Genomic DNA, 22,410 nt, shown 5'->3' on the forward strand with positions numbered 1-22,410 from the left:
AGGATAAGCTGAAAGTTAATCAAGGATCAGAACTCATTCTTATGCCTCGCACCTTGCTGCTCAGCATCTTGTGTAGCTTTATAACACTACAACCGAATGTTCAGGCATTCGACAACAATGGCTCACTGCCTGACCAACTCACCTTTGCTGCCACACATTGGTGCCCCTACTCATGCGCACCAGACAATCCAGCTGGCAGTGACCAGTCAAATCACAAACCCGGAATCATCAGTGAATACCTGACACAACTGTTAGGGGATAATGGCATCCAACTCAACATTCGTTTTTTGCCCTGGTCACGGGCATTGGCCGAGGCCAACAATGGTGCAGTTGATGGCTTGTTAACCGTGGTCCCGGAAGAAAGTGGCATCCTATTAATGCCAGAAGTGCCTATCACCAGCTATCAGGATTGTTTTTTTGTCCCCCAGGAATCCAGCTGGCAATACCAGGGCAAGGAATCGCTGCCAAGCGTCCGGCTGGCCTATATTCAGGATTATGGCTACAACGAGCCATTACACAGCTACATTCAGAATACAGATAATGCAGCCAACCTGTTTGAAGTCTCCGGCGCAGAGCCAAGTCGGCGTTTGGTACGACTGGTTCAGGCCGGACGTGCGGATGCATTGATTGAGGAAAAGCGCGTTACCCGCTGGGCTCAACATCAACATCAATATCAGCAACAACAAGGAGAGAAAACGGTGGCACTGAAACAAGCTGGCTGCCTGGAAAGCAAACCTTTTTATGTGGCCATTTCACCTAAACATTCTCAAGCCAACCAGCTGATTCAACTGTTTAACACACTGCTGTCGCACCCCGAACATACAGCTGAGTTGCAACAGTATATCGATCAGTATTTAGGTACGGTTAACCGTCTGCTAAGAAGTGAATAGTTTTGACTTAACCTTCTGCCGCAACTGACCCGGCGTCTGCCCGGAATGTTTTCTGAAGATACGGATAAAATAGCCGGAATCCAGATAACCAACAGCGGCGGCAATGTCTGCAATCGACAAGTTGGTATTCTGCAGCAGCTCGTGAGCCTGTTCACAGCGAATTTTTTGCAAATATTTTCCCGGCGCCAAACCGGTTACCTGCTTGAATCGCCGATCAAACTGACGCTCACCAACTCCTGCCATTTTCGCCAGTTTCGACAATACCAAAGGCTCTTTCAGATTGTGTTGCATCCAGGTTTGGACCAATGCAATTTCTTCATCGCCATGTTGATGACGGCCATCAGCATAAAAAACCTTTTTCTCAAATGGGTTACGTACCTCTGGAGAAAATTGCTGCTCAACCTGCAATGCCAAGTCCCGGTTAAACAGCAACCCAAGAATATGAATCATCATGTCAGCACCCGAATTAACACTGGCAGCACAATACATCCGGTCAGACTGAGTCAATAAGTAGTTAGCCTGCAAATTGACCCTGGGATAGTCCTGCGCAAACGTTTCCAGATAGTGCCAATGCGTAACGGCGGGCTTGCCGTCCAGCAATCCGGCTTCGGCCAACAAACACACACCAGTGCCAACAGCAAATATATGGCTACCCGCCTGATATTGTCTGGCGAGCCAGGCGATAAGATCCGGATTCCTGGCAATCACCGCTCTGGGGGCGCGCCACAGGGCTGGCACCAGAATCAAATCCGGACGCAGTTCATCCCCGGCAAGATCAGAAACAGCCGCATTCGGTGACATAAGAATCCCGCCCAATGCATTGACAGGTTGCTTGTCCTGACTGATCACCTCGACCGTAAAATTCATCGCCGGATCACGTGCCAAACGCAAACGGGCACGGCAAGCCTCCAGCATTTCCAGTGGAATCGCCACACTCGACATCAACATTTGATTGACGGCCAACACCGCAATTTTCTCAATCACAAGAGCCTTTCCTTAATACACCCAATCACGTCTTTTTTATCCCATATTAAGACCATTTTGTATTAATTATTTGTATTTATCTTTTCTACAATGGTCTCTCATTGTTACCCAACGGACCTATTCATCATGAGCTCTCAACCATCACTTGCTTTAATTACCGGATTTGGCGGAATCAATACCGCTGGTCGCAGTTCTGCGCACATGGCGTTTCAGCGGGTGATCTTTGATGTATTGAATGAACAGCAACAGCTGGAAACGCTGACGTCGCTCAACCAGCTGATGAATCTTGAAGGCGAACCACTCGACAACCAACAAACCATCCTGCAAGGGTCATTAATTCGTGGCTGGGATAATGTGGAGTGGGATGCTGAAAACATTCCTTTTCATCAGCCATTCAAAAACGATGCAGGCGAACAATGCTGGCGCCTGACTCATAAACGTTTATCCGTTCAGAGCGCAGGTCAGACACCGAAGGGGTTTGATCCGGCAGCACAGTACCCATCACGTCATCATCCCCGAGGCTTGCAGCTAACGATTTATGCCGCTTCAGACGCAATTGCTTCTTTGGGTGTGGAATGGGATCAACTGAAACAACATGTCCGCCCGGATCAGATTGGCGTGTATGCCGGCTCCGCCATGGGACAGCTGGATCCTGCAGGCCACGGTGGCATGATTCAGGCGTCGTTGTTAGGCAAGCGTACCAGCACCAAACAATGTGCCTTAGGCCTGAGCGAAATGCCTGCGGACTTCGTCAACGCCTACGTGCTTGGCAACGTTGGTGCAACGGGCAGTAGCGTCGGTGCCTGCGCCACCTTTTTATACAACCTCAAAACCACTCTGGATGACTTACGTTCGGGGCGTCGCCGAATTGTGGTGGTTGGCAATGCCGAAGCACCACTGACGCCAGAGATTGTTGAGGGTTACGCCGCAATGACGGCTCTGATCAACGAGCAAAAACTGCGTGACCTGGATGGTAAGTCCGTGGATGAAGAACCCAACTACCGCCAATCAAGCCGTCCATTTGGTCATAATGGCGGCTTTACCATTGCGGAATCCGCTCAGTTTTTTGTGTTAACGGATGAAGCCTTAGCTCTTGAATTGGGTTTAACCGTGCATGGTTCTGTCGGAGATGTTTTTGTGAATGCTGATGGCTTCAAAAAGTCTATTTCCAATCCGGGCATTGGTAACTACCTGACCATGGGCAAAGCCGTGGCAGAAGCGCGTCGCTGGTTTGGCAGCCAAACCATTCAGCACGGCAGCTTTATTCATGCCCATGGCAGCAGCACTCCTCAAAACCGGGTGACTGAGTCACACATTTATGCCGAGCTGGCTAAGGCCTTCGGCATTGATGACTGGAAAATTACCGCAGTCAAAGCACACCTGGGGCACCCACTGTCGGTTGCTTCTGCTGATCAGTTATTAATGACACTGGGCACCTGGGCACACAATATTATTCCTGGCATTACAACAACGGATCGCATCGCTGAAGATGTTCATCAATATGGTTTGAACTTTTTATTGCAACACACACCCATTGAAAATAATGAAGCCGATATTGCTTTTATTAATTCCAAAGGTTTTGGTGGCAATAACGCATCAGCCTTTATTGTCTCGCCACATAAAACCCATGAACTGATGCAAAAAAACTGCGATGCAGCTTGCTGGAATCACTACCTCGATCGTAATGAAAAAGTTCAGGAAAAGAGCTGGCAATATAATGAGGACATGAGCGCAGGCAAGGTAAAACCGGTTTATCAGTTTGGTGAGCAGGTTCTTGATGCTGATGACCTGACCATCAATGACGAAGAAATTTATATCCGCGGTTGGCAACAAAGTGTGAAACTTTAATCGACAAGTTTTAATCGATAATTCATTGAGACATTTCTGAATAATTCAGAACTGTCTCAAATCAAATAGTGGTCCAGCAATAAAAATAAAAAACAATACAGGATATAACGAATTGAAAACCAAAATGCATAGCGGGAAGACTGTAATAATTGTTTCCCCCGATGTGCATACACCCGATAATTAATGAGTAACCAGCGGCCATTCAGAACCAACATGGCTAACAAATACACCCACCCCGACATGCCAACCACATAAGGCAACAAACTCACCACAACGGTTAACCAGGCATATAACCAAACCTGCAGTTGGGTGAATGTTAATCCATGGGTAACAGGCAACATGGGAACCCCTGCCTGACGATAATCATCGCAACGATAGATCGCCAGTGCCCAAAAATGAGCGGGGGTCCAGGCAAAAATAATCAACACTAATAGCGCAGCATACGCATCTATGGTTCCGGTGATCGACACCCAACCTAGTAAAGGTGGCATCGCCCCCGCCAGACCACCAATGGTAATATTCTGCGGCGTAGCGTGTTTTAAAAAAGCCGTATAAATCACGGCATAACCTAATAACGACAGTGCCGTTAATAATGAAGCCAGTGCATTAACTTCCCAATACAACAGCCAAAGCCCGAGCAACGACAGTAACGTTGCATAACCTGCCACTTGCCAGGGTTGGAGTTTTTCAGTCACCAGCGGTCGTTGCTGAGTTCTGCGCATTAACCGGTCAAAGCGGCGATCTAATAAATGGTTAAAGGCCGCGGCTCCCATGGATGCCAATCCGATTCCCAATAATGAGATAACAATAACCGAAAGCTCGGGAATCTGAGGTGTCGCCAGCAACATGCCTACCAAAGCACACACTAACATCACCAGCACAACGCGCGGCTTGCCCAGCTGCCAAAAGTCTGAAAAAGACGGTGACAGCGGTAACGCAGAGTTAATGGCCATACTCCCTCCTCAGTCGAACAACAGGATTCCTGCTCGGTTTTCTAACAGGCTTCCATGCCAAACCCTCAAAACCACCCTGTACCAATGCCATCAGGATCAAGGCCGCCATCAGAGTGTGCAACAGTGCCAACAAAAACGGCAGCGACAAGCTGACCAGCCAATAGGCAACCGTCAGTTGAATACCATATAAAACACCGACCAGAATCACAGAGCGCTTTACGCAGGTATCAGCATGCCGTTGCTGCCAGTACAACAACATCAGACTGATACCTAGCAACATGGCACCTACCCGGTGGCTTAGATGAATCGCGGTTCTGGCCGCAGCCTCCAGCTGACCATGCAAATAGTCCGGGCCAATATCAGGGCTTAAATGAAACCCCTGTTGGAAATCAGCGTCCGGCCACCATTCATGATTGCATTGAGGAAATCCGGTACAAGCGATGCCAGCATAATTGCTGGAGGTCCAGCCACCCAGAGTAATTTGTCCCACCAGCACCACCAGTGTCAGCCAAAACAATGGATTAACAGGCCCACGTGAAGTGTTATCAGGAGCCACTACCTGCTCCGCGTCTGCAGGCTCAACTTCACGCAGCCGCCAGTAAAAACTGAAAAATCCAATCAGGCAGGTGAGCCCTCCCAATAAATGAGCGGTCACCACCACCGGCCATAATTTTAACGTCACCGTCCACATACCAAATAATCCCTGACCAATAACCAGTAGTAATAATGCGAGGCTGTATTTCCACAATGATTGATTCAGAGCACGCATCCGTAGGCTGAACAGTAACAATACAATCGAGAGCACACCCAGTGATGCAGCGGCGTAACGATGAACCATTTCCATCCATGCCTTCACGGGTTCCAGCGGCTGAGAAGAAAACTGAGCGGCTTGCTCCGCATCCGGCACCAATAAACGGCCATAACACCCTGGCCAGTCCGGGCAGCCCAAGCCAGCATCCAGCAGTCGGGTCGCAACCCCCAACAGCAATACCAACAAAGTCAATACGACAGCCAACAGCGACAAACCAATAATACGAGACAAGGTTTTTTCCATATTATGGCTCCGCGATTCTGGTAAGACTGGCTTGTCGCTGTTTTGTTTGCCACTGTTGTGCTTGCCATTGGGGCGGTGCCGGATTTCGTTTTAGCAAGTGTCGTAAATCATCGAATACATCCTCAACAATAATCTTGCCTCCATAGCTGACCACAACTTGCCCCTGAGGGTCAGCCAGCCAAACCCGATATTGTTTAATATCAAATGGCTCAGGCACATTATTCAAAAATGCCAGTTGCTCACCTTTAAACTTTACCTCGGCCGAATACATCTGATTTTCTGGTAATAACAGCCAGCGCTGTACCCGAATAGCCTCCCGCCCTAATGCTCTGTGCATACGCCATAACTGATCTCTTAACACACAGGATTCATCAGCCGGGCAACGAAAAATTAAATACCAGCGCTGATTCTGATGCTGATACATCGACGGATTACTGTTTTCAGATTGGCTGGGGGTATCCCGATAGGATAATGGCCAATCACGGATATTGCTGACCTGAGGCATCAGGTCGCCATGAACGGTCGAGTCATCCGGCACACCCACTTTCCAGAACCACATTGACCAGGCTAAAGGCACCGGAAAGAATAAAATTGCCAGCAATAACAGGAGTTTCAGCTTATCGGGTTTTAGCATGATTTATCCTCCACTTAATAAAAACCGCTCTGGCTTAAGCTCTCTCAATTAAACCCTTCGGTCAGCGTCGACCAACAATGGCAAACACCAAGGCAACGGCTGCTAATAAAAACCATTGCAGGCTGTAACCCAGATGTTTATCCGGAGTGATCTGATAAGGCCGCCACCAGCGTTGTCGCTCGTCCAAGCCCTGACTATTTACCTGTAAATGCAACACACCGGAGAAGTGATAAGTTGCTTCCGGCCAGTACACCAGGTCTATTCTGGGAATCCGCTTTCCTTCGGGTTTATCATCCAGAACAAATCCGGTATCTGTATCATTAAGGGTCTGCCAAATGCCATGAATCACAACCAAACGGGATTGTTCTGCTGGTATGTGTTGATCTAGCGTTCCTCGTTTTCCCTGAGTGTTCACAAAGCCTCTATCAATCAACCAAAGCCGGCCGGCCACATCGACAAAAGGCGTTAATAACGCCACGCCGACCTGGCCGTTTAATGTTCTGTTATCCAGCCAGAGACTGTGAGAATTGAGAAATTGTCCGGTCAGAATCACTTCCGATAAATGAGCCGGTTCGAGGTGAGGATTAACGGAAGAATCAGCCTGCTGTTGCTGTAACAGCAGTTGTTGTTTTTCAGCGGCTCTTTGCCATTGCCAATGGCTCAACACCAAACCAGAAAATACCACCAACAGCCATACACTCCACCAAAGTACCTGCCCGAGGTACACACCAGGATGGTCATTTTTTATTGCATTTTTAATTGATTGTGTTGCCATAACATTCACCATAAAAATACAAGCCTGGGGTTAAACATGGGCTTGAGCCAGAGGTTAAATCATGAAAATACTGATCCTGATAACGTTTTCCCTGATGCTGCTGAGCCTGTTCGTGGCGGCAGGATTTCTGATCAAAGATGATTCAACCACACACCGGGTGCTTCGTTCTCTCAGCTGGCGCATTGGCCTGGCTCTGTTACTAGTGGCTGAGCTACTGGTTTGGTTTTTGTGGTACCAGACTGATTGATAAACCGTCAAACAGAAACCTCATCGCTTCAGACTACATAGACAAAAATAAATAACCCTAACCAAACCACATCGACAAAGTGCCAATACCAGGCCGCTGCCTCAAAGCCAAAATGCTGTTGTGCTGTAAAATGCCCCTTCCGTAAACGCAACAGAATCACCAACAAAATCACAGCACCAATGGTGACGTGTAAACCATGAAAGCCGGTTAACAGAAAGAAGGTACCACCATAAACGCCTGCCTGAAGAGTCAGGCCCAGCTTTTCATACGCTTCAACATACTCAATGCCCTGCACAACCAAAAACACGAAACCAAGTAGAAGAGTAAACAGCAGCCAAGCCTGGCAAACCTTTCTATGGTTGGACTTAAGCGCGTGATGGGCAACGGTCAGAGTGAGGCTGGATGTCACCAACAACAGAGTGTTAATTAATGGCAAATGCCATGGGTCAATAACCCCTTGAGGGCCTGAAAACTCTTCACCTGGAGGATTTAATAATGGCCAGGAAGCAACAAAGTCCGGCCACAATAAAGCGGTTATGCCCTTAGCGCCCTCACCATCCAACCAGGGTAAAGCAAAGGTGCGGATATAAAACAGCGCTCCAAAGAAGGCTGAAAAAAACATCACTTCAGAAAAAATAAACCAGGCCATGCCTTGTCGGAAAGAACGATCCATCTGTGCATCATAGAATCCCGCCATCGATTCTCTGGCAACATCGCGAAACCAGAAAAACATTACCAAAAGAATGCCAAGCAATCCTAATAACGTCAGCCCGGCACCTGCCCCATATGACAGAACAGTCCCGGCTGAAATAGCAAAAACCGCAATAACCACCACGGCAGCAATGGGCCAGTGGCTGCTTTCTGGTACGTAATATTGACTGCTCATATCAACCTCCCACCAAGCTGGCGTCAGTTATATCGTCCATTACCGGGAATAAGGTGTAGGCCAGTGTCATAGAAGATATATCATCAGGAAATTCCGCAGACAGGAAATACACCACCGGAATATCAATCTGCTCTGCAGGCTTCAGCGTTAACGCCTGAAAACAAAAACACTCTATTTTTAATACATGGCGGCTGGCTTGCGCCGGGCTGACACTGGGAACCGCTTTCACCTGTTGTGGCTGATCGGTTAAATTTTTAAAACGGAAATACACCTGATGTTTTCCTCCAGGCAAAACCCGTTGGGAACTGTCTAGCGGATAAAAGGCAACCGCCAACCCGGAGCCAACCTGAGTAATAAACTGAATATCGCGTGCAGAAATTTCACCCGGCAACCCTTGAGTATGTACACCGTGGGTTTGTGTATCAGAGTTCAATGGCTTCAATAGCCCAGAAGCACGGCCATTTAAACCGGTAATATCACAAAATACGTCATATAAGGGCACTAACGCGATGGTGAACAACACCATCAGAATTAATGCCCCGATCAATTGCCGAATGGTTTTCTGAATCGCAAGCTGCTGCTCCGTATCAGTTGGTGTTGCTTCGGCTGGTGCTGTCTCATTTCGTGCTATCTGTTCTGGCATCATCTTTTCCCCTACTCTCTCGATGGAGAATCACGCTCCGGAATAAACTCCGGAGGTTGGCCAAAGGTATGTGCCGGTGCAGGGCTGGGGACTGACCACTCCAGGCCTTCTGCTCCTTCCCATGGATTTGCCGGCGCTTTTTCACCGCCGTTAATACAGCGTACGACCACAATCACCAATAATAATTGGGAAATCCCAAACAAGAATCCCCCCAACGAAGACACCATATTAAAATCGGTAAACTGCAACGCATAATCGGGGATACGACGTGGCATACCGGCTAAACCGGAGAAATGCATTGGGAAAAAAGTAAGATTGACGCCAATCACCGACAACCAGAAATGCCAGCGCCCTAATACTTCGCTGGGATAATGCCCGGTCCACTTAGGCAGCCAGTAATAAATTGCCGCAATAATGGCAAATAAAGCGCCGGGAACCAGCACATAATGAAAATGTGCCACGACAAAATAAGTATCGTGATATTGGAAATCCGCAGGCACGATCGCCAGCATGACGCCGGATAATCCACCGATGGTAAACTGCACAATAAAGGCCAGGGCAAACAACATCGGTAATTCAAACGATACAGATCCCCGAAATAAGGTTGCTACCCAATTAAACACCTTAACGCCGGTGGGAACGGCGATCAGCATAGTGGCATACATAAAAAATAACTGGGCGGGTAACGGCAAACCCACCGTAAACATATGATGCGCCCACACCACGAACGATAGCAGTGCAATGGAAGCGGTGGCGTAAACCATCGAGTGATAGCCAAACAAACGTTTACGGGCAAAGGTCGGAATAATCAATGACACAATACCAAAGGCTGGAAGAATCATGATGTACACTTCCGGATGACCAAAAAACCAGAACAAATGCTGGAATAACACCGGGTCACCACCACCTGCGGCATTAAAGAAGCTGGTACCAAAATTAATATCCAGCAACATCATGGTGACCACACCAGCCAGCACCGGCATCACCGCAATTAATAAAAATGCGGTAATCAGCCAGGTCCAGACAAACATCGACATATCCATTAAGCGCATACCGGGGGTGCGCATATTCAGAATAGTGGCAATGATATTAATGGCCCCCAGAATAGAGCTGATACCCGCTAAATGAATCGACAGAATAAAAAAATTGGTGGAAGGCGGCGCATAGGTTGTGGATAGTGGTGCATAAAATGTCCAACCAAAATTAGGCCCCCCACCTTCCATCAACAAAGTCGACAGCAACATGCCAAACGCCACTGGCAATAACCAGAAACTGAAGTTATTGAGCCTCGGCAATGCCATATCCGGTGCACCAATTTGCAGAGGGATCATCCAGTTAGCCAAGCCAACAAACGCAGGCATCACGGCGCCAAACACCATGATCAAGCCATGCATCGTCGTCATCTGATTAAAAAATTCCGGCTGGATAAATTGCAACCCTGGCTGAAATAATTCGGTACGAATCACCAATGCCATCAGCCCACCCACAAATAACATCACACAGGAAAAAATCAGATAGAGGGTGCCGATCTCTTTATGATTGGTTGTGACAAGCCAGCGCATCAAACCACGCTGAGTCGCATCAGGATTCTGGTTCATCCACTACCTCCTCTGCTGAAGACATATTCGCAGAAGGCTCACCCTGCAACATGTTCGAGATGTCCGCTGGTTGCACATAATCACCAGAGTCATTTCCCCAGGCGTTACGCTCATAGGTAATCACAGCGGCCAGATCGGCGGCTGATAAGACATTGGCAAATGCCGCCATAGCAGTCCCAGCCTTGCCGTGTAACACAATATCCAAGTGCTGTTGCAGCCTATCGGGTTCCGACACCATCGGGCTGCCAGCAAGCGCCGGAAAAACCGGTGGAATACCCTGACCATTCATCTGATGACAGGACGCGCAATAAGTGCCATACACCGTTTCGCCGTGCGCTATTAGTGCATCCGTCGTCCATTGTTTTTCATTATTCGCCAGAGCATCCTGCTGTTGTTGTTTGCGATCAGCCAGCCACTGCTGATAGTCGGCTTCAGAAACCGCATGCACCTCAATTGGCATAAAGCCGTGGTTCTTACCGCACAGTTCAGCGCACTGCCCACGATAAATTCCTGGCTTATCGATACGGGTCCAGGCTTCGTTGATAAACCCCGGAACGGCATCTTTCTTAACCGCAAGCTCTGGTACCCACCAGGCATGAATCACATCTGCCGACGTTAATAAAAAGCGGATTTTTTTACCGACAGGCACGACAAGAGGCTCATCAACATCCAATAAATAATGCTCACCTTTTGCGGCCTGATTGTTGATTTGTTCAATGGGAGTCGCGAGGTTAGAAAAAAAGTGAATTTTTTCCTGCATATATTCATAACGCCAACGCCATTGATAACCGGTAATCAGTACATCAATATCGGCGGAGCTGGGGTCGTATATTTTTTTTAAGGTGGCGGTTGCGGGTATTGCCATGACAATCAGAATAAATACCGGGATTGCCGTCCAGAAAACTTCAACCCAGGTACTTTTGTGAAAATGTGCTGCTTTTGCTCCTTTTGACTTGCGATAACGAATCAGTGACCAGAACATGACGGCAAATACAACAACGGCAATCACCAGGCATATCCAGAAAATAATCATATGAAGTGAAAACACTTCCTGACTGATCTCTGTCACCCCGACGGGCAAATTCCATTGTTGTTCTTTCAGCTCCGACATACAGACTCCTTCTCAATCTGTATTCACGCTCAACTTGATTCGCTGTTTTGCTGGCAATATTTTCTTATCGATATAACCAGCAGCAATGAATACAGTTAAGCGTCGGAGCATCAGCAAAACAACTGTAAAAAAACAGGTGAAAAAGTATTTTTATAGACTTTTAGAATGAAGGTTTTTTCATTATATCTTGTAATTTTATAGGGATATTAGCCAAAGCATAAAAACGTTATCGAAATCAGCAAGATAGTTGGAGTAACCTTATTTAATGAGGGTATTTATCGTTATAAAGAAGGGATACATAAAAAATCTGGTAAGAGCGTAATACTCTTACCAGATCAGTGGGAATACTATCAGAAACCAGAAAAAGACCGGGACTTGGTGCGAAAATCACGGGTACCGTGATAAGTGATCAGACCCATCTTATCAACCCGGCATTTGGCATAGCCGGTTTGCGTCGAGTCCGACACATCAAAATAAATATCATAATATTCCCGTGTCTCACGACTGGACCATTCATCCAACGCAATCAGTGTGCCTTCCGGTAAGACTGCCTTAGTGTATTGCCGACAGTGAGACATGGCATCACCAATGGTGTCCACATCCCCCTGAGGGTTATGTTCTGGATTTTGGCATCCGGAAGCGATCACGACAGTACTGGTAAGCGTTAGCTGTTTTATTAAACGTTTTAACAAACCCAGGCTCTTCACACTATTGATATCAAACATGACTATAGATCCCACCTTCGATATACGAAAGGAGCTTTCGGTTGCGACAGGTAACAAAAGGTTGGCTTCTGTTAACAAGCGCTCAGTAAGGAAGTAAGCAATAACAAGCATAAACCAGTTTTTCTCAACCGCAGTCTGATCAGAAAACATCCAGCCTGACAGTTGTAACACCACAATTTCGTTATACCCTGCCGCACACGACAACCACGATTGTTTTTGATGAAAACGAGCAAATACACAATATTGGTCTATGCTTATTAAAGAGATTTAAAAATCAGCTGATATCACCATGGAGGTAGGTTTTATGGCTGCGACAATTGATGCCCCACAGTCCGGCACAGAGCAATCACAGAACGATCAGATCACTCAACTTGAGCAAGAAATTCAACGCATCAGCAATAAGCTGAGCAACAGTGGTTATGTGTCTAAAGCGCCCGCAGCGGCGATTGAAAAAGAAAGAATCCGGCTGGAAAAATTTGAGCAAAGTCTGAAAACGTTACGTGAGCGGCAAGCATCCTGACACGATATTAATCCCCTTGGCGGGTACGCTTACGATACACCGCCACACAATCTGGCCCAACCAGATTAAAGATGCTGTAACGCTTATCGCCATTCTGAATATAGCTGGCGACTTCTTTACGGCCTGACGGATGATGAACTTTCAGCACCCTCGCTTGTTTGAACACCTGTGCCTCACGGAAGAAGCGCAGGGCAAGCGCATCACTGGCTGCCCAGGCGTCACGGTCACGACACATGGCCGCTGCAGGTGTGCTCATAAACAAGATCACCAATAACCCGAGGATTAAAAACCGTCGTTGCCTGCCGTCATGTGATGTCGCGGATAATTTTGTCATACCCTTGTATATCGGCGCTTAGCGGATCCGCTTTAGTCGCGCTTAGCCAATACGCTTTAACGGTGGCAAAGAATCCAGTAATAACTGGCCGTAACGATGAGAAATCAGGCGTTTATCAAGAATACTCACCCGACCGTAATCATCTTCCTTACGAATTAAACGACCGCAAGCCTGTACCAAACGAACGGATGCGGCTGGCAACGTCAGATCCATAAACGGATTTCGGCCACGGCTTTCGAGCCATTCACTGGTAGCCGCCTGAATCGGATCATCGGGTACCGCAAACGGAATTTTCACAATCACCACATGAGTGACGTATTCACCCGGCAAGTCGATTCCTTCGGCAAAGCTGGCGAGGCCAAAAATAATACTGCCCTGACCCTCATCAATACGCTTTTTATGGCGGCGGACAATTTCAGCTTTGGGCAAGAAGCCCTGACATAATAATTGATCGTACCAGTCTGAGATAAACTGATCGCGGGTGGCTTCCAGCTGAGCACGCGAGCTGAACAAGACTAACGTGCCTTTGGTTAAATCGACGTTATCTTTTAGCCACGCCTCAATATCCTGCTGAAACTGTTCACTCTTTGGGTCAGAGGCCAGATTCACCGTTTGCAGCTCGCCCAATTCTGGGTAGTTAAATGGCGATTGTACCCGCTGGTAATTGGCCCAATTCGGCAGGCCGGTTTCAAAGCTGAGGTTATTAAAACTGTTTAACGCGGTTAGCGTTGCGGATGTGACGACCGCACCATAACAACGCCACCACAGGTTTTTACGTAACTGATCGGCGACTGAAATAGGCGATGCCGAAATGCGGATATCCCAGTCATCACCATAAGGCACCTTGGATAACCAGCGCGCCACGGGGAGTTCCGCCTGCGGGTTTTCTTGCGTGACTGTATTGTGTGCGGCTTTATTTTGTGTGGATTGAGCCTCTTGTGCTGCCAGCCAAGAGATGGCTTCAGACATTTGCTCTGCCCGGGCATGCATAATCCCCATCGGCGCTTGCCAGCCTTCGGCTACATCCACGCTAAAATCCCCATCGGCCTTAGGGTCGAGGGACTTCTGCAAGGCGTCGGTGAGTTTATCTAAGCACAACAATAAGGATTGCAAAGGATCTTTAATATTGACCAGCAACTGGCGCAGGTTGTCGGGCATCTGACCAAATTCAAAGCGTAAGCGATCCTGATCGCCCAACATCTCCATCACCAGCGGCCAAACCAGACTCATGGTTTGCACAATTTCGCGAATTTGCCCCGGTGCTTCGCCGAGTTCGCGCAACATATGATGAGGAATGCCCGCTGCCCCGACAAATTGCTCAATGCCCTTTTCTAATTGAGTCAGCCATTTACGGGTACTGCGAACCCCAAGCTCTAAGCGGAAGTGGTTCAAAGCTTTATCCGCCAGATGGTGTCCTTCATCGAGCACATAAATGGTTTTGTCCGGTGCCGGTAATACGGCACCACCACCTAAGGACAAATCCGACAATACTAAGTCATGGTTAGCAACAATGATGTCGGCATTTTCCATGGCGCTGCGGGCTTTAAAAAAAGAGCAGTTATCAAAGTGCTGACAGCGGCGGTTAGAACACTCACGATGAGTCGCGGTGAGATGGCTCCACTGGTCGTGTTCAATTTCATCAGGCCAGCGGTCGCGATCACCATCCCACTCGCCTTTACCGTAAGCAAGCAACATGGATTCATACAGCTCTTTGTCTTGTTCTTCGGGCGATTGCTCAAACAAATCAACCGTTGTCGATAACAAGCCCGACAACTGCTGCAGGGCTTTATCCAGCTTTAATAAGCACAAATAACGGCCACGGCCTTTAGCAAGGGCAAAATTAAACGGCAGGGAAATATTTTTTTTCAGATTCGGCAGATCTTTATCGAGAATCTGCTCTTGTAGCGCAACGGTTGCGGTGCTGACCAACAACTTCTTTTCACGCTCAATGGCAATTGGCAACGCCGCTAACAAATACGCCAGGGTTTTACCGGTACCGGTTCCGGCTTCAACCACAGCAATGCCCTGATCGTTATCGCGGATGCCTTTATCATCCTCGCGAACAGCGCCCAGCGTTTTCGCCACTTCCGCAATCATGACCCGCTGGCCATAACGAGGCTTTAAATCCAGCGTTTTGATGCACTCGCGGTACAAAGCCTGAATACGTTCTTTGGTTTCTTTCTGAAGCATAATTTGAATAAGCCGGATTATTGAATGGCCTGCCAGCCTTTATTGCGTTTCACTGGCAGATTCCAGCCATCCACCTCCACAACGATACCGTCCGGAGTGATTTCTTTAAGGTAGAGGTTACCGCTGATGAGCTCCCCTTCTGACCATTCATGGCCATTCATACTGACGCTGCGTTTTTCGGGCATTGAACTGTAGATATGGCCGGTGATAATCAGATCCGGAACCGTGCGTAACACCGACAATGGCGGTAGTGTGCGTTGAGAACGCGTGACGTTAGGGTTTGATTCAACAAGGTTCACATCAGCAGGTTGTTCATCAAAACTTGAGTCTTCCGCAGCTTCGACCAACACCGGCTTTGTAGTATCAACTACCTGTGATTCCGGCGTTTGTGCTTGTGTTTTAGGCGTTAAGGCCTCTGTTCTAGACACTTGTACTTCGGACACGGGTTTAATCAGCGGTTCTGCTATCGGAGGCTGCGACTCTGACACTTGAGACTGCAACACAGGCACATCACCGCCCTGCATAAACCAGATTCCTGCAACAATCAGCAAAGCCACCAACAAGCCAAGGAGCAACCCAGGCAGCAAAGCAGACAACTGAGCCGAGGTTGAAGAAAGGGTTTCGGAAGACGTTGCTACCCAACCCACACCCACCAGAGAATTTGTATCGGCTTCACCCGGGGCTTGTTGTTGCCGTTCCTGTTCGGACTTTTTCAGTGCATCAAGAATATACGACATCTTATTGCTCCGGCTTGTGCTGCAGTGCAATCAGCGTTCGTGGGCCTAAAATTTTATCCGCCAGCAAACCATTCTGTTTCTGGAAATCGAACACCTGCTGCGCCAGAATCGGGTCATAGACATTGCTTTGGGTGATCGTGGTAGAACCCGCCGGCGCAATCACCTGCCAATCGTCTCCCCAGGCTGAGCCCAATTGTTCTCGCACCCAGAAAATGACATCCGATTGTTCACCCGGACGAATGATATCGCTATAACCTTCTGGTGGATGCCACAACACCAGTGCTTCGTTCAGGTAGCGGCTGTTATAAGCCGTAAATTGTTGCAGTGGCCGCCACTCAATCGATTCAGTCGCAGCACCATAGGCTTGTTGTTTCACGGCAATTGGCAAACCGGTCTGCTTCAGGCTGTCTAATGGCCAATCAACCCATAAACACTGTGGACTGCTGCTGGTCAGCTGATCACATTGTGCCACCGGGTTCGACCAACTCTGAGTTAATAAGGCCAGCGGCGTTTCCGGCTGTGGCGCAAAATATTTCGTTAACGGTGTTAATAGCGCATCGTTAATACGGGTTTGTGGTATCAACATAAGGCCCAACACCAGTAACAACACAAAACCAGCAGCCGCCGTCAGCCAAGGAAAACGAGCCGATTGTACGGTTGACGATGCTTCTTGCTTAGCTCTCGCCGGTGGTAATACTTCTTGCTGCGCCCCTTTGGCTAACGCCAGGTCAACCTGGGTTTTACCCTGGGCATAAGCCCCCAATAATGCCCGATCACACAAAGTATTGAGTATTCTGGGCACCCCGGCACTCACCTTCCATAAATAGTTGATGGCACGGGCCTGAAATAATTGTTCGGCAACCTCCGGCGCTGCGCCTGCCTGCTGTGCACGATAACAAACATAATCACGCGCCTCAGCAACAGTAAGATGCTCTAGATGAAAACGTGCAGTTATGCGCTGATTTAACTGGCGTAAATCATGACGTTGCAGCAGTTCATTTAATTCTGGCTGCCCCACCAGAACCAGCGACAAGAGTTTTTCTTTGCTGGTTTCCAGGTTGGTCAGCAGTCGAATTTGTTCCAATAGCGGCGCAGGCATGACCTGAGCTTCGTCGATGACACAAATGACTTTATCGCCCTGGCTATACAGCTCCAGTAAGCGATGATTGAGAATCTGATATAACGATTTGAGTGACGCATCGGCCGGATAACTCAGCCCCAGTTCATCACAGATGGCCTGCAGCAACTCTACTGGTGACAGCTGCGGATTAAAAATATAGGCAATGTGCACACTCTCAGGTGCAGCATTCATAAAGGTTCGGCATAGCGTTGTTTTGCCGGTACCAACTTCACCGGTCAGGCACATCAGACCACTCATCCCAGTGAACGCGTAATGCAGGTGTGCCAGCGCCTCCTGATGCCCTTGTGTCGGAAACAGAAAATCAGGGTCCGGTGCAATGCTAAAAGGAAAGCGTGTCAGGCCAAAGTGTTCGAGATACATGCCACTCATTCAGGGGCTGAAAAGCCGATGGTAAAGGTCGGCGAATCATAGCGGAATCGTAAAAGAATCACCACGGAAAGCGCAGCGTCAACGATGCCCTGACATCACGAATCCGGGCTGCTTGAGCATCATCGGCCGACAGCTCCAGCCTGTGCCAGCGGCTCTGCCAGCCAATCCCGAGCTGTTTGTCAGAGTAGCCCGATAACGACAGCCGCTGCTCACCCAATGGCCAGGTTTTTGTGGCGCCCAGGCGGCGATAACGCCCGTGCTGAAAATAAGAAAGCTGGGTATTCCAGGGCTGATAATGAACGGCCGAATCTAACGTAACCGGAATCGAGGAATTAAAGGAGTCCACACCGGAACGACCACTGCCCACACCAATGGCGTCACACAAGGGGTTGCTCGGATTACCAAATTCGATACAGCCATCGGTAAACAGTGCTTGCTCGAACGTTTGCTGGTTCCATAGATCCAACAACAACAACTCGGCAGCCCAGCGCTGATTAAACGAATAAGCCAACCGGGTATTCAGCGAAACGCCGCGACCTTTTTCCTGGTCACCGTCAAAGTCTAAAATTTTGTCATCATCAAAATGATAATCGAGAATCGCCGAGGCTTTGAGGTCATTTTCATTGGTGCCGCTTTCGGTAAAACCTTTAAGCGTACCAAACTGATAATGACCAATGCGATAGACGGATACTTCCGGTTCAATCACCAGCCCGTCAACCGGATAAAAGGTTTTTGCCAGAGAAAAGCCGTAGGACTCGAATGACCAGGCCTCAAGATCAACACGGCCAGAGCCAACCTCCTCACCTCTCTCCAACGCATTAAATGTTCGGGATGTCTGCTCAGAAAATTCCAGGTAATAATACCAGCGCTGTTCACGTTTCAGCGTCCAGCCCTGAGATTCAACCCCAAAAAAAATCCGACCATCACCGTAGGCATATTCACCCGGCTGAAACGGACCATCCCAACCGGATATCATGTCAGAAACTGGCACAGGTTCTGAGCTGGCTTCAATAGAAAAACCAGCAAACACACTGTTTTCTGCAGATTCATTTGCCTGGTTAACAGCCGCCCAATGAGTGTCAGCAAGAACCAGAGAAGGAGCCCCCAGGGCTCCAACCAAAACCAGCAATGGCAGATACTTCCACATCAAGCTATCAATACCCGTTTATTGGCCTAATAAAACAAAATCGCCATTAAAGAAGCGCGCCACATAAACATCTTCACGTTCTTCACGCACAATGGCCATTAATGAACCTTTATAGCCCAGGTAAGCCACGGCATTACAGCCGTTAACGGACTGGTCACGGTTAACCACACCACACGCAGTTTCACCGGTTTCTTCTTCCGTTAATTCGTATTCAGCAATACTGGTTGCAAACACCCCGATACTCTCCGGCTCACCACCCGCAATGGAAACACCGCCACGGAACACCAGGAAGCTGCCAATTTCTTCTGGTGCGGTAGCACCGGCCAGCCCTGTCTGATAAGCGATATAAAAACTCTGCGCATCTTCTCCGGTAGGCACAATGTCGACCAGATACTGGTAGTCATAACCAAAACTCAGTGCAACGTCATAAACATCTTCCGCCAGCACTTTTAATTTGGCATCAATAATCAACGGGCCAATTTTTTCTAACTCCTGACCGCTATTACGATTATGCAGATCGGCGGCCAAGCGCACGGTTAATAAATCAACACCCAGGCTGATTGGCGCAACCAATGCGCCATCCACAGCCACCGCCGTATTCGCCTGGAAACCAGTAACGGTTGCGACTTCTTCGTCATCAACAACCTCATAACGTTTATTCAGTTGTAACTGGTAACTGCCACGTCCGGGAACCACAAACGACAGATCGGATAACGCGCTGAGCATACCCGTCAAACTTGGCTCACCGCTGACCTCGGTTCTGGCGTCACAACTGCTGACTTCACGAGCACCACTGCTATTCAGCGTTAATGAGCAACGCTCAAGGTTATATTTCTCAGTTTCACCACTGATCAGGTGCAGGCGATAGCGCTGAAGAATGGCAGGATTACCACGTTCATCATTCACCACAATATCGAGATAGTCATTAGAGACATCTGCCCCTTGTGGGGTCTCACGCCCGGACTGATACTCAAATAAATTGTCAGCATAACGAACCACACGCCCTTTTAACTCCACCCACTGATTTTGTTTTAAATCAGCCGCCACACCGGAAATAGACGTTGGAAAAGCGATGCGGAAATGACCTCGGGCAGCCACTGGATAAATATTCTGCACCAGTTTTTGCGCCAGCTGTTCAACCGTTGCCTGAGATGCATTATGGGTAGCAGACTCTTTGCGGTTTTGCCTGTCGTCACAACCGCCAACAACCGGGTTGTTGATGTCGGAAATATCAAGATCACAGCGCTGCATAGCAAACAGGCTGGCATCGGATGCATGTGGATATTGGCGGTAGCGCTCGCCTTGCTGAGGATTGCCCACGGCGTCCAATGTCACCACATCAATATAATTAACATCACGGTTCTGGCCGTTATCGTTCACTGTTTCTGTTGAAGAGAAGTAACGGAAAACTGAGTCTTCCTGGCTGGTGATATCAAAGCCCGGGCGGAATGTCAGATAGTCGCTGATCGACGGCCATTTATTTTCCGGATAATAAACACTCCAGGCCGATGAACTCAGTGTCACCACCCCTTCGGCAGAGTCTTTCAGAATATCGTCTTCATCGGCCGGAGAATTCAGGTTTGGTCCGTCTGTGATCAAGCGATAACGAATGGTTTTAGCGTTGTAACGGAACTCACTGTCAGGTTGCAGCGGATCAGCAATACCTACCAGTTCTGCTTCAAATAACTGTGTTAAATCATGAGTGGTTTCACCGCCCGCTTTGGTGGTTTTCACCTCGGGCCAGACAAGCTGATAGGTCAGTGGCTCCGCCGACTCAAACAATGGCAGGGTTGTGTAGTCGTTCTCGTATTCAACTTCGATATAAGGCTTATTCTGTTTATTACTGCTGTCAGTTCCGACGTTAAATTCAAAACGCGTACTGCCTTCACGTAATACACCTTCGATATACAGACGGAACAAAAAGAACTTCCCATCTGCAGGTTTGCGTGGCGTATCATCATCGCCAACCACGCTCAGATATAATTTGTCATTACCTGAAATAATGGCCAGTTTATCGGATACCCCAGTTTCATCCTCAATACCTTCATTATCAGGCAGCTGGATTCTTTCTAACTGAACCCGACCCGCCTGTGCCAGAAGGTTGCTCGCGTCAGCTGAGCCGTTAAGTGCCGAAGCATAATATTTAATGCCATCACGAATGGTTGCAAAACCAGTCATCAGATCGGGAGCCGTCGTTTCTAATGCCACATTCACGTCATCGATATAACGATTCACATGGGCAACATAATCGCGATCAATAAATGAAGGCTTATCGGCATCCTGACCCGTGAAGTTTAAAAAGCGATCATTTAAATCCTTAATAAAAAATTTCGCTTCATTGATCCGGTTAAATTCATTTTCAGCGGATTGTGATAGATCAACTTGTGGGGCATCCAGATATTCACCTTCACGGCTCTCTAAAACAGCCAAACGATTCGATAACGTTGACACAACCTGGTCAGCAATCGACGGAACCTGCGCCCCCTGGTTTCTTAAAAACTGAATGTTGTCCGCCAGAATGGTGCGTGCTGCGCTGAAAATATCGTATAAGGCCACACCATCCTGACCATCCGCACGTTTCATCAGCCAGGAAGCCTGACGTAAATTAAATTCTTCAATAATGCCATTCAGAAACTGGGTATAGGTTTGATTTTCAGGTTTCAGCATCTGGATTGATGACAGCAAGGCGCCGAGGTAAATCCCCTGCTCCTGAAGAGCCAGATTAAGTGACGTCGGTGCAGCAATTTCCGATGGTGCAATTGGTTGAACTGAAATGATATCCGGCACTGAAAAAATGGCCGACACTTGTTTATTAGCTAAATCAATTCGATAACGGCTATACACCCCTTCACGAGGTACCGTTGGGTTATTCACCCCATCATCGGTGGTATCGATGTAGGCCGTGTACGCATAAGCATTTGCGACATGGGTCAGCCAGTTAACGTTAATCGCCATATCGGCTGCAATATCAGTGACCAAAGCACGATATTCAAAGCTGTCATCCATTGATACTTCGCCCTGATACGCGACACCATCACAGCCTTTAACCGATTCACAACGCATCACCGTGGTATCTTCCACCGGCAAAGCAATCACCACCGTTGGATAGCCAACCCGCTCATTAGAAATAACCGCTTGATAAAACCCTAATGGCGTCGACGTGGTTTTTACCCCGGCAAAAGACACCTGGTTGTCCTGACCAACTTCCAGCTCAGGTTGCCCCTGGTTGGTGATTGGAACAGCCTGAATACTGGCTTTAGTGATGTTAGCCGCGCCCACATAACCACGCACACGCTCAACCACCTCACCCGCCGAAGAAGATCCGCCACTGGATGAGTTACCACTGCAACCGGACACAGCGATTGTCGCCATGCTTATCAGGGCAAGAAATACAAATCTGACATGAGAAGCGGAAGTGATCGTTCTATACAACGAACGGATAAACACGATGAGGTGAGATATAGACATAGTTATTATTCTTTGTTGATCTGGCACTATGACAACTGACTATCGACAAAAGCGATAGTTCAGCTTTTCTGCCGTTACTTTACACCTGTTGCTGTCTAAAAGGCATAAAAAAACCCGACAAACGCCGGGTTTTTCCAAGCTTTACACTCATGGCCG

General features: G+C 48.2%; 20 protein-coding genes. 4 read left to right on the forward strand and 16 right to left on the reverse strand.

All coding sequences use genetic code 11. The features are described from left to right. The first annotated feature begins 41 nt into the window (after window positions 1-41). Window positions 42-890: a transporter substrate-binding domain-containing protein gene (locus tag KFF03_RS10150; protein ID WP_255856778.1), complete on the forward strand. Its 849-nt coding sequence runs from the start codon at window positions 42-44 to the stop codon at window positions 888-890. Here KFF03_RS10150 and KFF03_RS10155 read toward each other — a convergent pair. Next, window positions 876-1,874, reverse strand: coding sequence for a GlxA family transcriptional regulator (locus KFF03_RS10155; RefSeq protein ID WP_255856779.1), 999 nt, complete (start codon window positions 1,872-1,874; stop codon window positions 876-878). The two genes, KFF03_RS10150 and KFF03_RS10155, sit on opposite strands and share 15 nt — an antisense overlap. A 126-nt stretch (window positions 1,875-2,000) precedes the next feature. Here KFF03_RS10155 and KFF03_RS10160 point away from each other — a divergent pair, with 126 nt between their 5' ends. Then, window positions 2,001-3,722: a beta-ketoacyl synthase gene (locus KFF03_RS10160; protein WP_255856780.1), complete on the forward strand. Its 1,722-nt coding sequence runs from the start codon at window positions 2,001-2,003 to the stop codon at window positions 3,720-3,722. A 56-nt stretch (window positions 3,723-3,778) separates the two neighbouring features. On the opposite strand, the gene cyoE is transcribed toward KFF03_RS10160, so the two are convergent. The 4 genes from cyoE to KFF03_RS10180 all read right to left on the reverse strand — a co-directional run bounded on the left by cyoE (window position 3,779) and on the right by KFF03_RS10180 (window position 7,138). Then, a complete protein-coding gene (gene cyoE, locus KFF03_RS10165) occupies window positions 3,779-4,675 on the reverse strand; it encodes a heme o synthase (RefSeq protein ID WP_255856781.1) in 897 nt (298 codons plus the stop codon). Continuing rightward, complete coding sequence (locus KFF03_RS10170) at window positions 4,665-5,729, reverse strand: heme A synthase (protein WP_255856782.1); 1,065 nt, start codon at window positions 5,727-5,729, stop codon at window positions 4,665-4,667. The genes cyoE and KFF03_RS10170 overlap by 11 nt, the downstream gene beginning before the upstream one ends. Window position 5,730: 1 nt before the next feature. Further along, window positions 5,731-6,363, reverse strand: a complete 633-nt coding sequence (locus tag KFF03_RS10175) for a hypothetical protein (RefSeq protein WP_255856783.1) — start codon at window positions 6,361-6,363, stop codon at window positions 5,731-5,733. A 61-nt stretch (window positions 6,364-6,424) separates the two neighbouring features. Next, a complete protein-coding gene (locus KFF03_RS10180) occupies window positions 6,425-7,138 on the reverse strand; it encodes an SURF1 family protein (protein ID WP_255856784.1) in 714 nt (237 codons plus the stop codon). A gap of 61 nt (window positions 7,139-7,199) precedes the next feature. Between KFF03_RS10180 and KFF03_RS10185 the strand changes: the two genes are divergently transcribed. Further along, complete coding sequence (locus tag KFF03_RS10185) at window positions 7,200-7,385, forward strand: DUF2909 family protein (protein ID WP_255856785.1); 186 nt, start codon at window positions 7,200-7,202, stop codon at window positions 7,383-7,385. 28 nt (window positions 7,386-7,413) lie between these two features. On the opposite strand, the gene KFF03_RS10190 is transcribed toward KFF03_RS10185, so the two are convergent. From KFF03_RS10190 to KFF03_RS10210, 5 genes are all read right to left on the reverse strand, one after another. Further along, window positions 7,414-8,271 (reverse strand): cytochrome c oxidase subunit 3, encoded by an 858-nt coding sequence (locus KFF03_RS10190; RefSeq protein ID WP_255856786.1) that lies wholly within the window; start codon window positions 8,269-8,271, stop codon window positions 7,414-7,416. A 1-nt stretch (window position 8,272) separates the two neighbouring features. Next, window positions 8,273-8,917, reverse strand: coding sequence for a cytochrome c oxidase assembly protein (locus tag KFF03_RS10195; RefSeq protein ID WP_255856787.1), 645 nt, complete (start codon window positions 8,915-8,917; stop codon window positions 8,273-8,275). Window positions 8,918-8,925: 8 nt separating this feature from the next. Then, complete coding sequence (gene ctaD, locus KFF03_RS10200) at window positions 8,926-10,512, reverse strand: cytochrome c oxidase subunit I (RefSeq protein ID WP_255856788.1); 1,587 nt, start codon at window positions 10,510-10,512, stop codon at window positions 8,926-8,928. Further along, window positions 10,496-11,623 (reverse strand): cytochrome c oxidase subunit II, encoded by a 1,128-nt coding sequence (gene coxB / locus KFF03_RS10205; protein WP_255856789.1) that lies wholly within the window; start codon window positions 11,621-11,623, stop codon window positions 10,496-10,498. Before coxB ends, ctaD begins: the two co-directional genes overlap by 17 nt. Window positions 11,624-11,973: 350 nt before the next feature. Then, window positions 11,974-12,348, reverse strand: coding sequence for a hypothetical protein (locus KFF03_RS10210; protein ID WP_255856790.1), 375 nt, complete (start codon window positions 12,346-12,348; stop codon window positions 11,974-11,976). A gap of 304 nt (window positions 12,349-12,652) precedes the next feature. Between KFF03_RS10210 and KFF03_RS10215 the strand changes: the two genes are divergently transcribed. Continuing rightward, window positions 12,653-12,868 (forward strand): hypothetical protein, encoded by a 216-nt coding sequence (locus KFF03_RS10215; RefSeq protein WP_255856791.1) that lies wholly within the window; start codon window positions 12,653-12,655, stop codon window positions 12,866-12,868. A gap of 7 nt (window positions 12,869-12,875) precedes the next feature. On the opposite strand, the gene KFF03_RS10220 is transcribed toward KFF03_RS10215, so the two are convergent. The 6 genes from KFF03_RS10220 to KFF03_RS10245 all read right to left on the reverse strand — a co-directional run bounded on the left by KFF03_RS10220 (window position 12,876) and on the right by KFF03_RS10245 (window position 22,158). Further along, a complete protein-coding gene (locus KFF03_RS10220) occupies window positions 12,876-13,124 on the reverse strand; it encodes a hypothetical protein (protein WP_255856792.1) in 249 nt (82 codons plus the stop codon). 120 nt (window positions 13,125-13,244) lie between these two features. Then, a complete protein-coding gene (gene dinG / locus KFF03_RS10225; RefSeq protein ID WP_255856793.1) occupies window positions 13,245-15,392 on the reverse strand; it encodes an ATP-dependent DNA helicase DinG in 2,148 nt (715 codons plus the stop codon). Window positions 15,393-15,409: 17 nt separating this feature from the next. Further along, complete coding sequence (locus tag KFF03_RS10230) at window positions 15,410-16,129, reverse strand: general secretion pathway protein GspB (protein WP_255856794.1); 720 nt, start codon at window positions 16,127-16,129, stop codon at window positions 15,410-15,412. Between the two features lies 1 nt (window position 16,130). Further along, window positions 16,131-17,630, reverse strand: coding sequence for an ExeA family protein (locus tag KFF03_RS10235; protein WP_255856795.1), 1,500 nt, complete (start codon window positions 17,628-17,630; stop codon window positions 16,131-16,133). Window positions 17,631-17,697: 67 nt separating this feature from the next. Continuing rightward, the gene (locus tag KFF03_RS10240; protein WP_255856796.1) at window positions 17,698-18,786 is read right to left on the reverse strand and encodes a hypothetical protein; all 1,089 of its coding nucleotides are present in this window, start codon (window positions 18,784-18,786) and stop codon (window positions 17,698-17,700) included. 18 nt (window positions 18,787-18,804) lie between these two features. Beyond that, window positions 18,805-22,158: a hypothetical protein gene (locus KFF03_RS10245; protein ID WP_255856797.1), complete on the reverse strand. Its 3,354-nt coding sequence runs from the start codon at window positions 22,156-22,158 to the stop codon at window positions 18,805-18,807. Window positions 22,159-22,410 lie beyond the last annotated feature (252 nt).

Origin of the sequence: Bacterioplanoides sp. SCSIO 12839 (assembly GCF_024397975.1) — a bacterium.
Lineage (GTDB): Bacteria > Pseudomonadota > Gammaproteobacteria > Pseudomonadales > Oceanobacteraceae > Bacterioplanoides.

Excerpts from the sequence above, each read along its gene's own strand:
- KFF03_RS10150 (WP_255856778.1), top strand. The coding sequence starts at position 42 with ATGCCTCGCACCTTGCTGCTCAGCATCTTGTGTAGCTTTATAACACTA.
- KFF03_RS10160 (WP_255856780.1), top strand. The coding sequence starts at position 2,001 with ATGAGCTCTCAACCATCACTTGCTTTAATTACCGGATTTGGCGGAATC.
- cyoE (WP_255856781.1), bottom strand. The coding sequence starts at position 4,675 with ATGGCCATTAACTCTGCGTTACCGCTGTCACCGTCTTTTTCAGACTTT.
- KFF03_RS10170 (WP_255856782.1), bottom strand. The coding sequence starts at position 5,729 with ATGGAAAAAACCTTGTCTCGTATTATTGGTTTGTCGCTGTTGGCTGTC.
- KFF03_RS10175 (WP_255856783.1), bottom strand. The coding sequence starts at position 6,363 with ATGCTAAAACCCGATAAGCTGAAACTCCTGTTATTGCTGGCAATTTTA.
- KFF03_RS10180 (WP_255856784.1), bottom strand. The coding sequence starts at position 7,138 with ATGGCAACACAATCAATTAAAAATGCAATAAAAAATGACCATCCTGGT.
- KFF03_RS10185 (WP_255856785.1), top strand. The coding sequence starts at position 7,200 with ATGAAAATACTGATCCTGATAACGTTTTCCCTGATGCTGCTGAGCCTG.
- KFF03_RS10190 (WP_255856786.1), bottom strand. The coding sequence starts at position 8,271 with ATGAGCAGTCAATATTACGTACCAGAAAGCAGCCACTGGCCCATTGCT.
- KFF03_RS10195 (WP_255856787.1), bottom strand. The coding sequence starts at position 8,917 with ATGATGCCAGAACAGATAGCACGAAATGAGACAGCACCAGCCGAAGCA.
- ctaD (WP_255856788.1), bottom strand. The coding sequence starts at position 10,512 with ATGAACCAGAATCCTGATGCGACTCAGCGTGGTTTGATGCGCTGGCTT.
- coxB (WP_255856789.1), bottom strand. The coding sequence starts at position 11,623 with ATGTCGGAGCTGAAAGAACAACAATGGAATTTGCCCGTCGGGGTGACA.
- KFF03_RS10210 (WP_255856790.1), bottom strand. The coding sequence starts at position 12,348 with ATGTTTGATATCAATAGTGTGAAGAGCCTGGGTTTGTTAAAACGTTTA.
- KFF03_RS10215 (WP_255856791.1), top strand. The coding sequence starts at position 12,653 with ATGGCTGCGACAATTGATGCCCCACAGTCCGGCACAGAGCAATCACAG.
- KFF03_RS10220 (WP_255856792.1), bottom strand. The coding sequence starts at position 13,124 with ATGAGCACACCTGCAGCGGCCATGTGTCGTGACCGTGACGCCTGGGCA.
- dinG (WP_255856793.1), bottom strand. The coding sequence starts at position 15,392 with ATGCTTCAGAAAGAAACCAAAGAACGTATTCAGGCTTTGTACCGCGAG.
- KFF03_RS10230 (WP_255856794.1), bottom strand. The coding sequence starts at position 16,129 with ATGTCGTATATTCTTGATGCACTGAAAAAGTCCGAACAGGAACGGCAA.
- KFF03_RS10235 (WP_255856795.1), bottom strand. The coding sequence starts at position 17,630 with ATGTATCTCGAACACTTTGGCCTGACACGCTTTCCTTTTAGCATTGCA.
- KFF03_RS10240 (WP_255856796.1), bottom strand. The coding sequence starts at position 18,786 with ATGTGGAAGTATCTGCCATTGCTGGTTTTGGTTGGAGCCCTGGGGGCT.
- KFF03_RS10245 (WP_255856797.1), bottom strand. The coding sequence starts at position 22,158 with ATGGCGACAATCGCTGTGTCCGGTTGCAGTGGTAACTCATCCAGTGGC.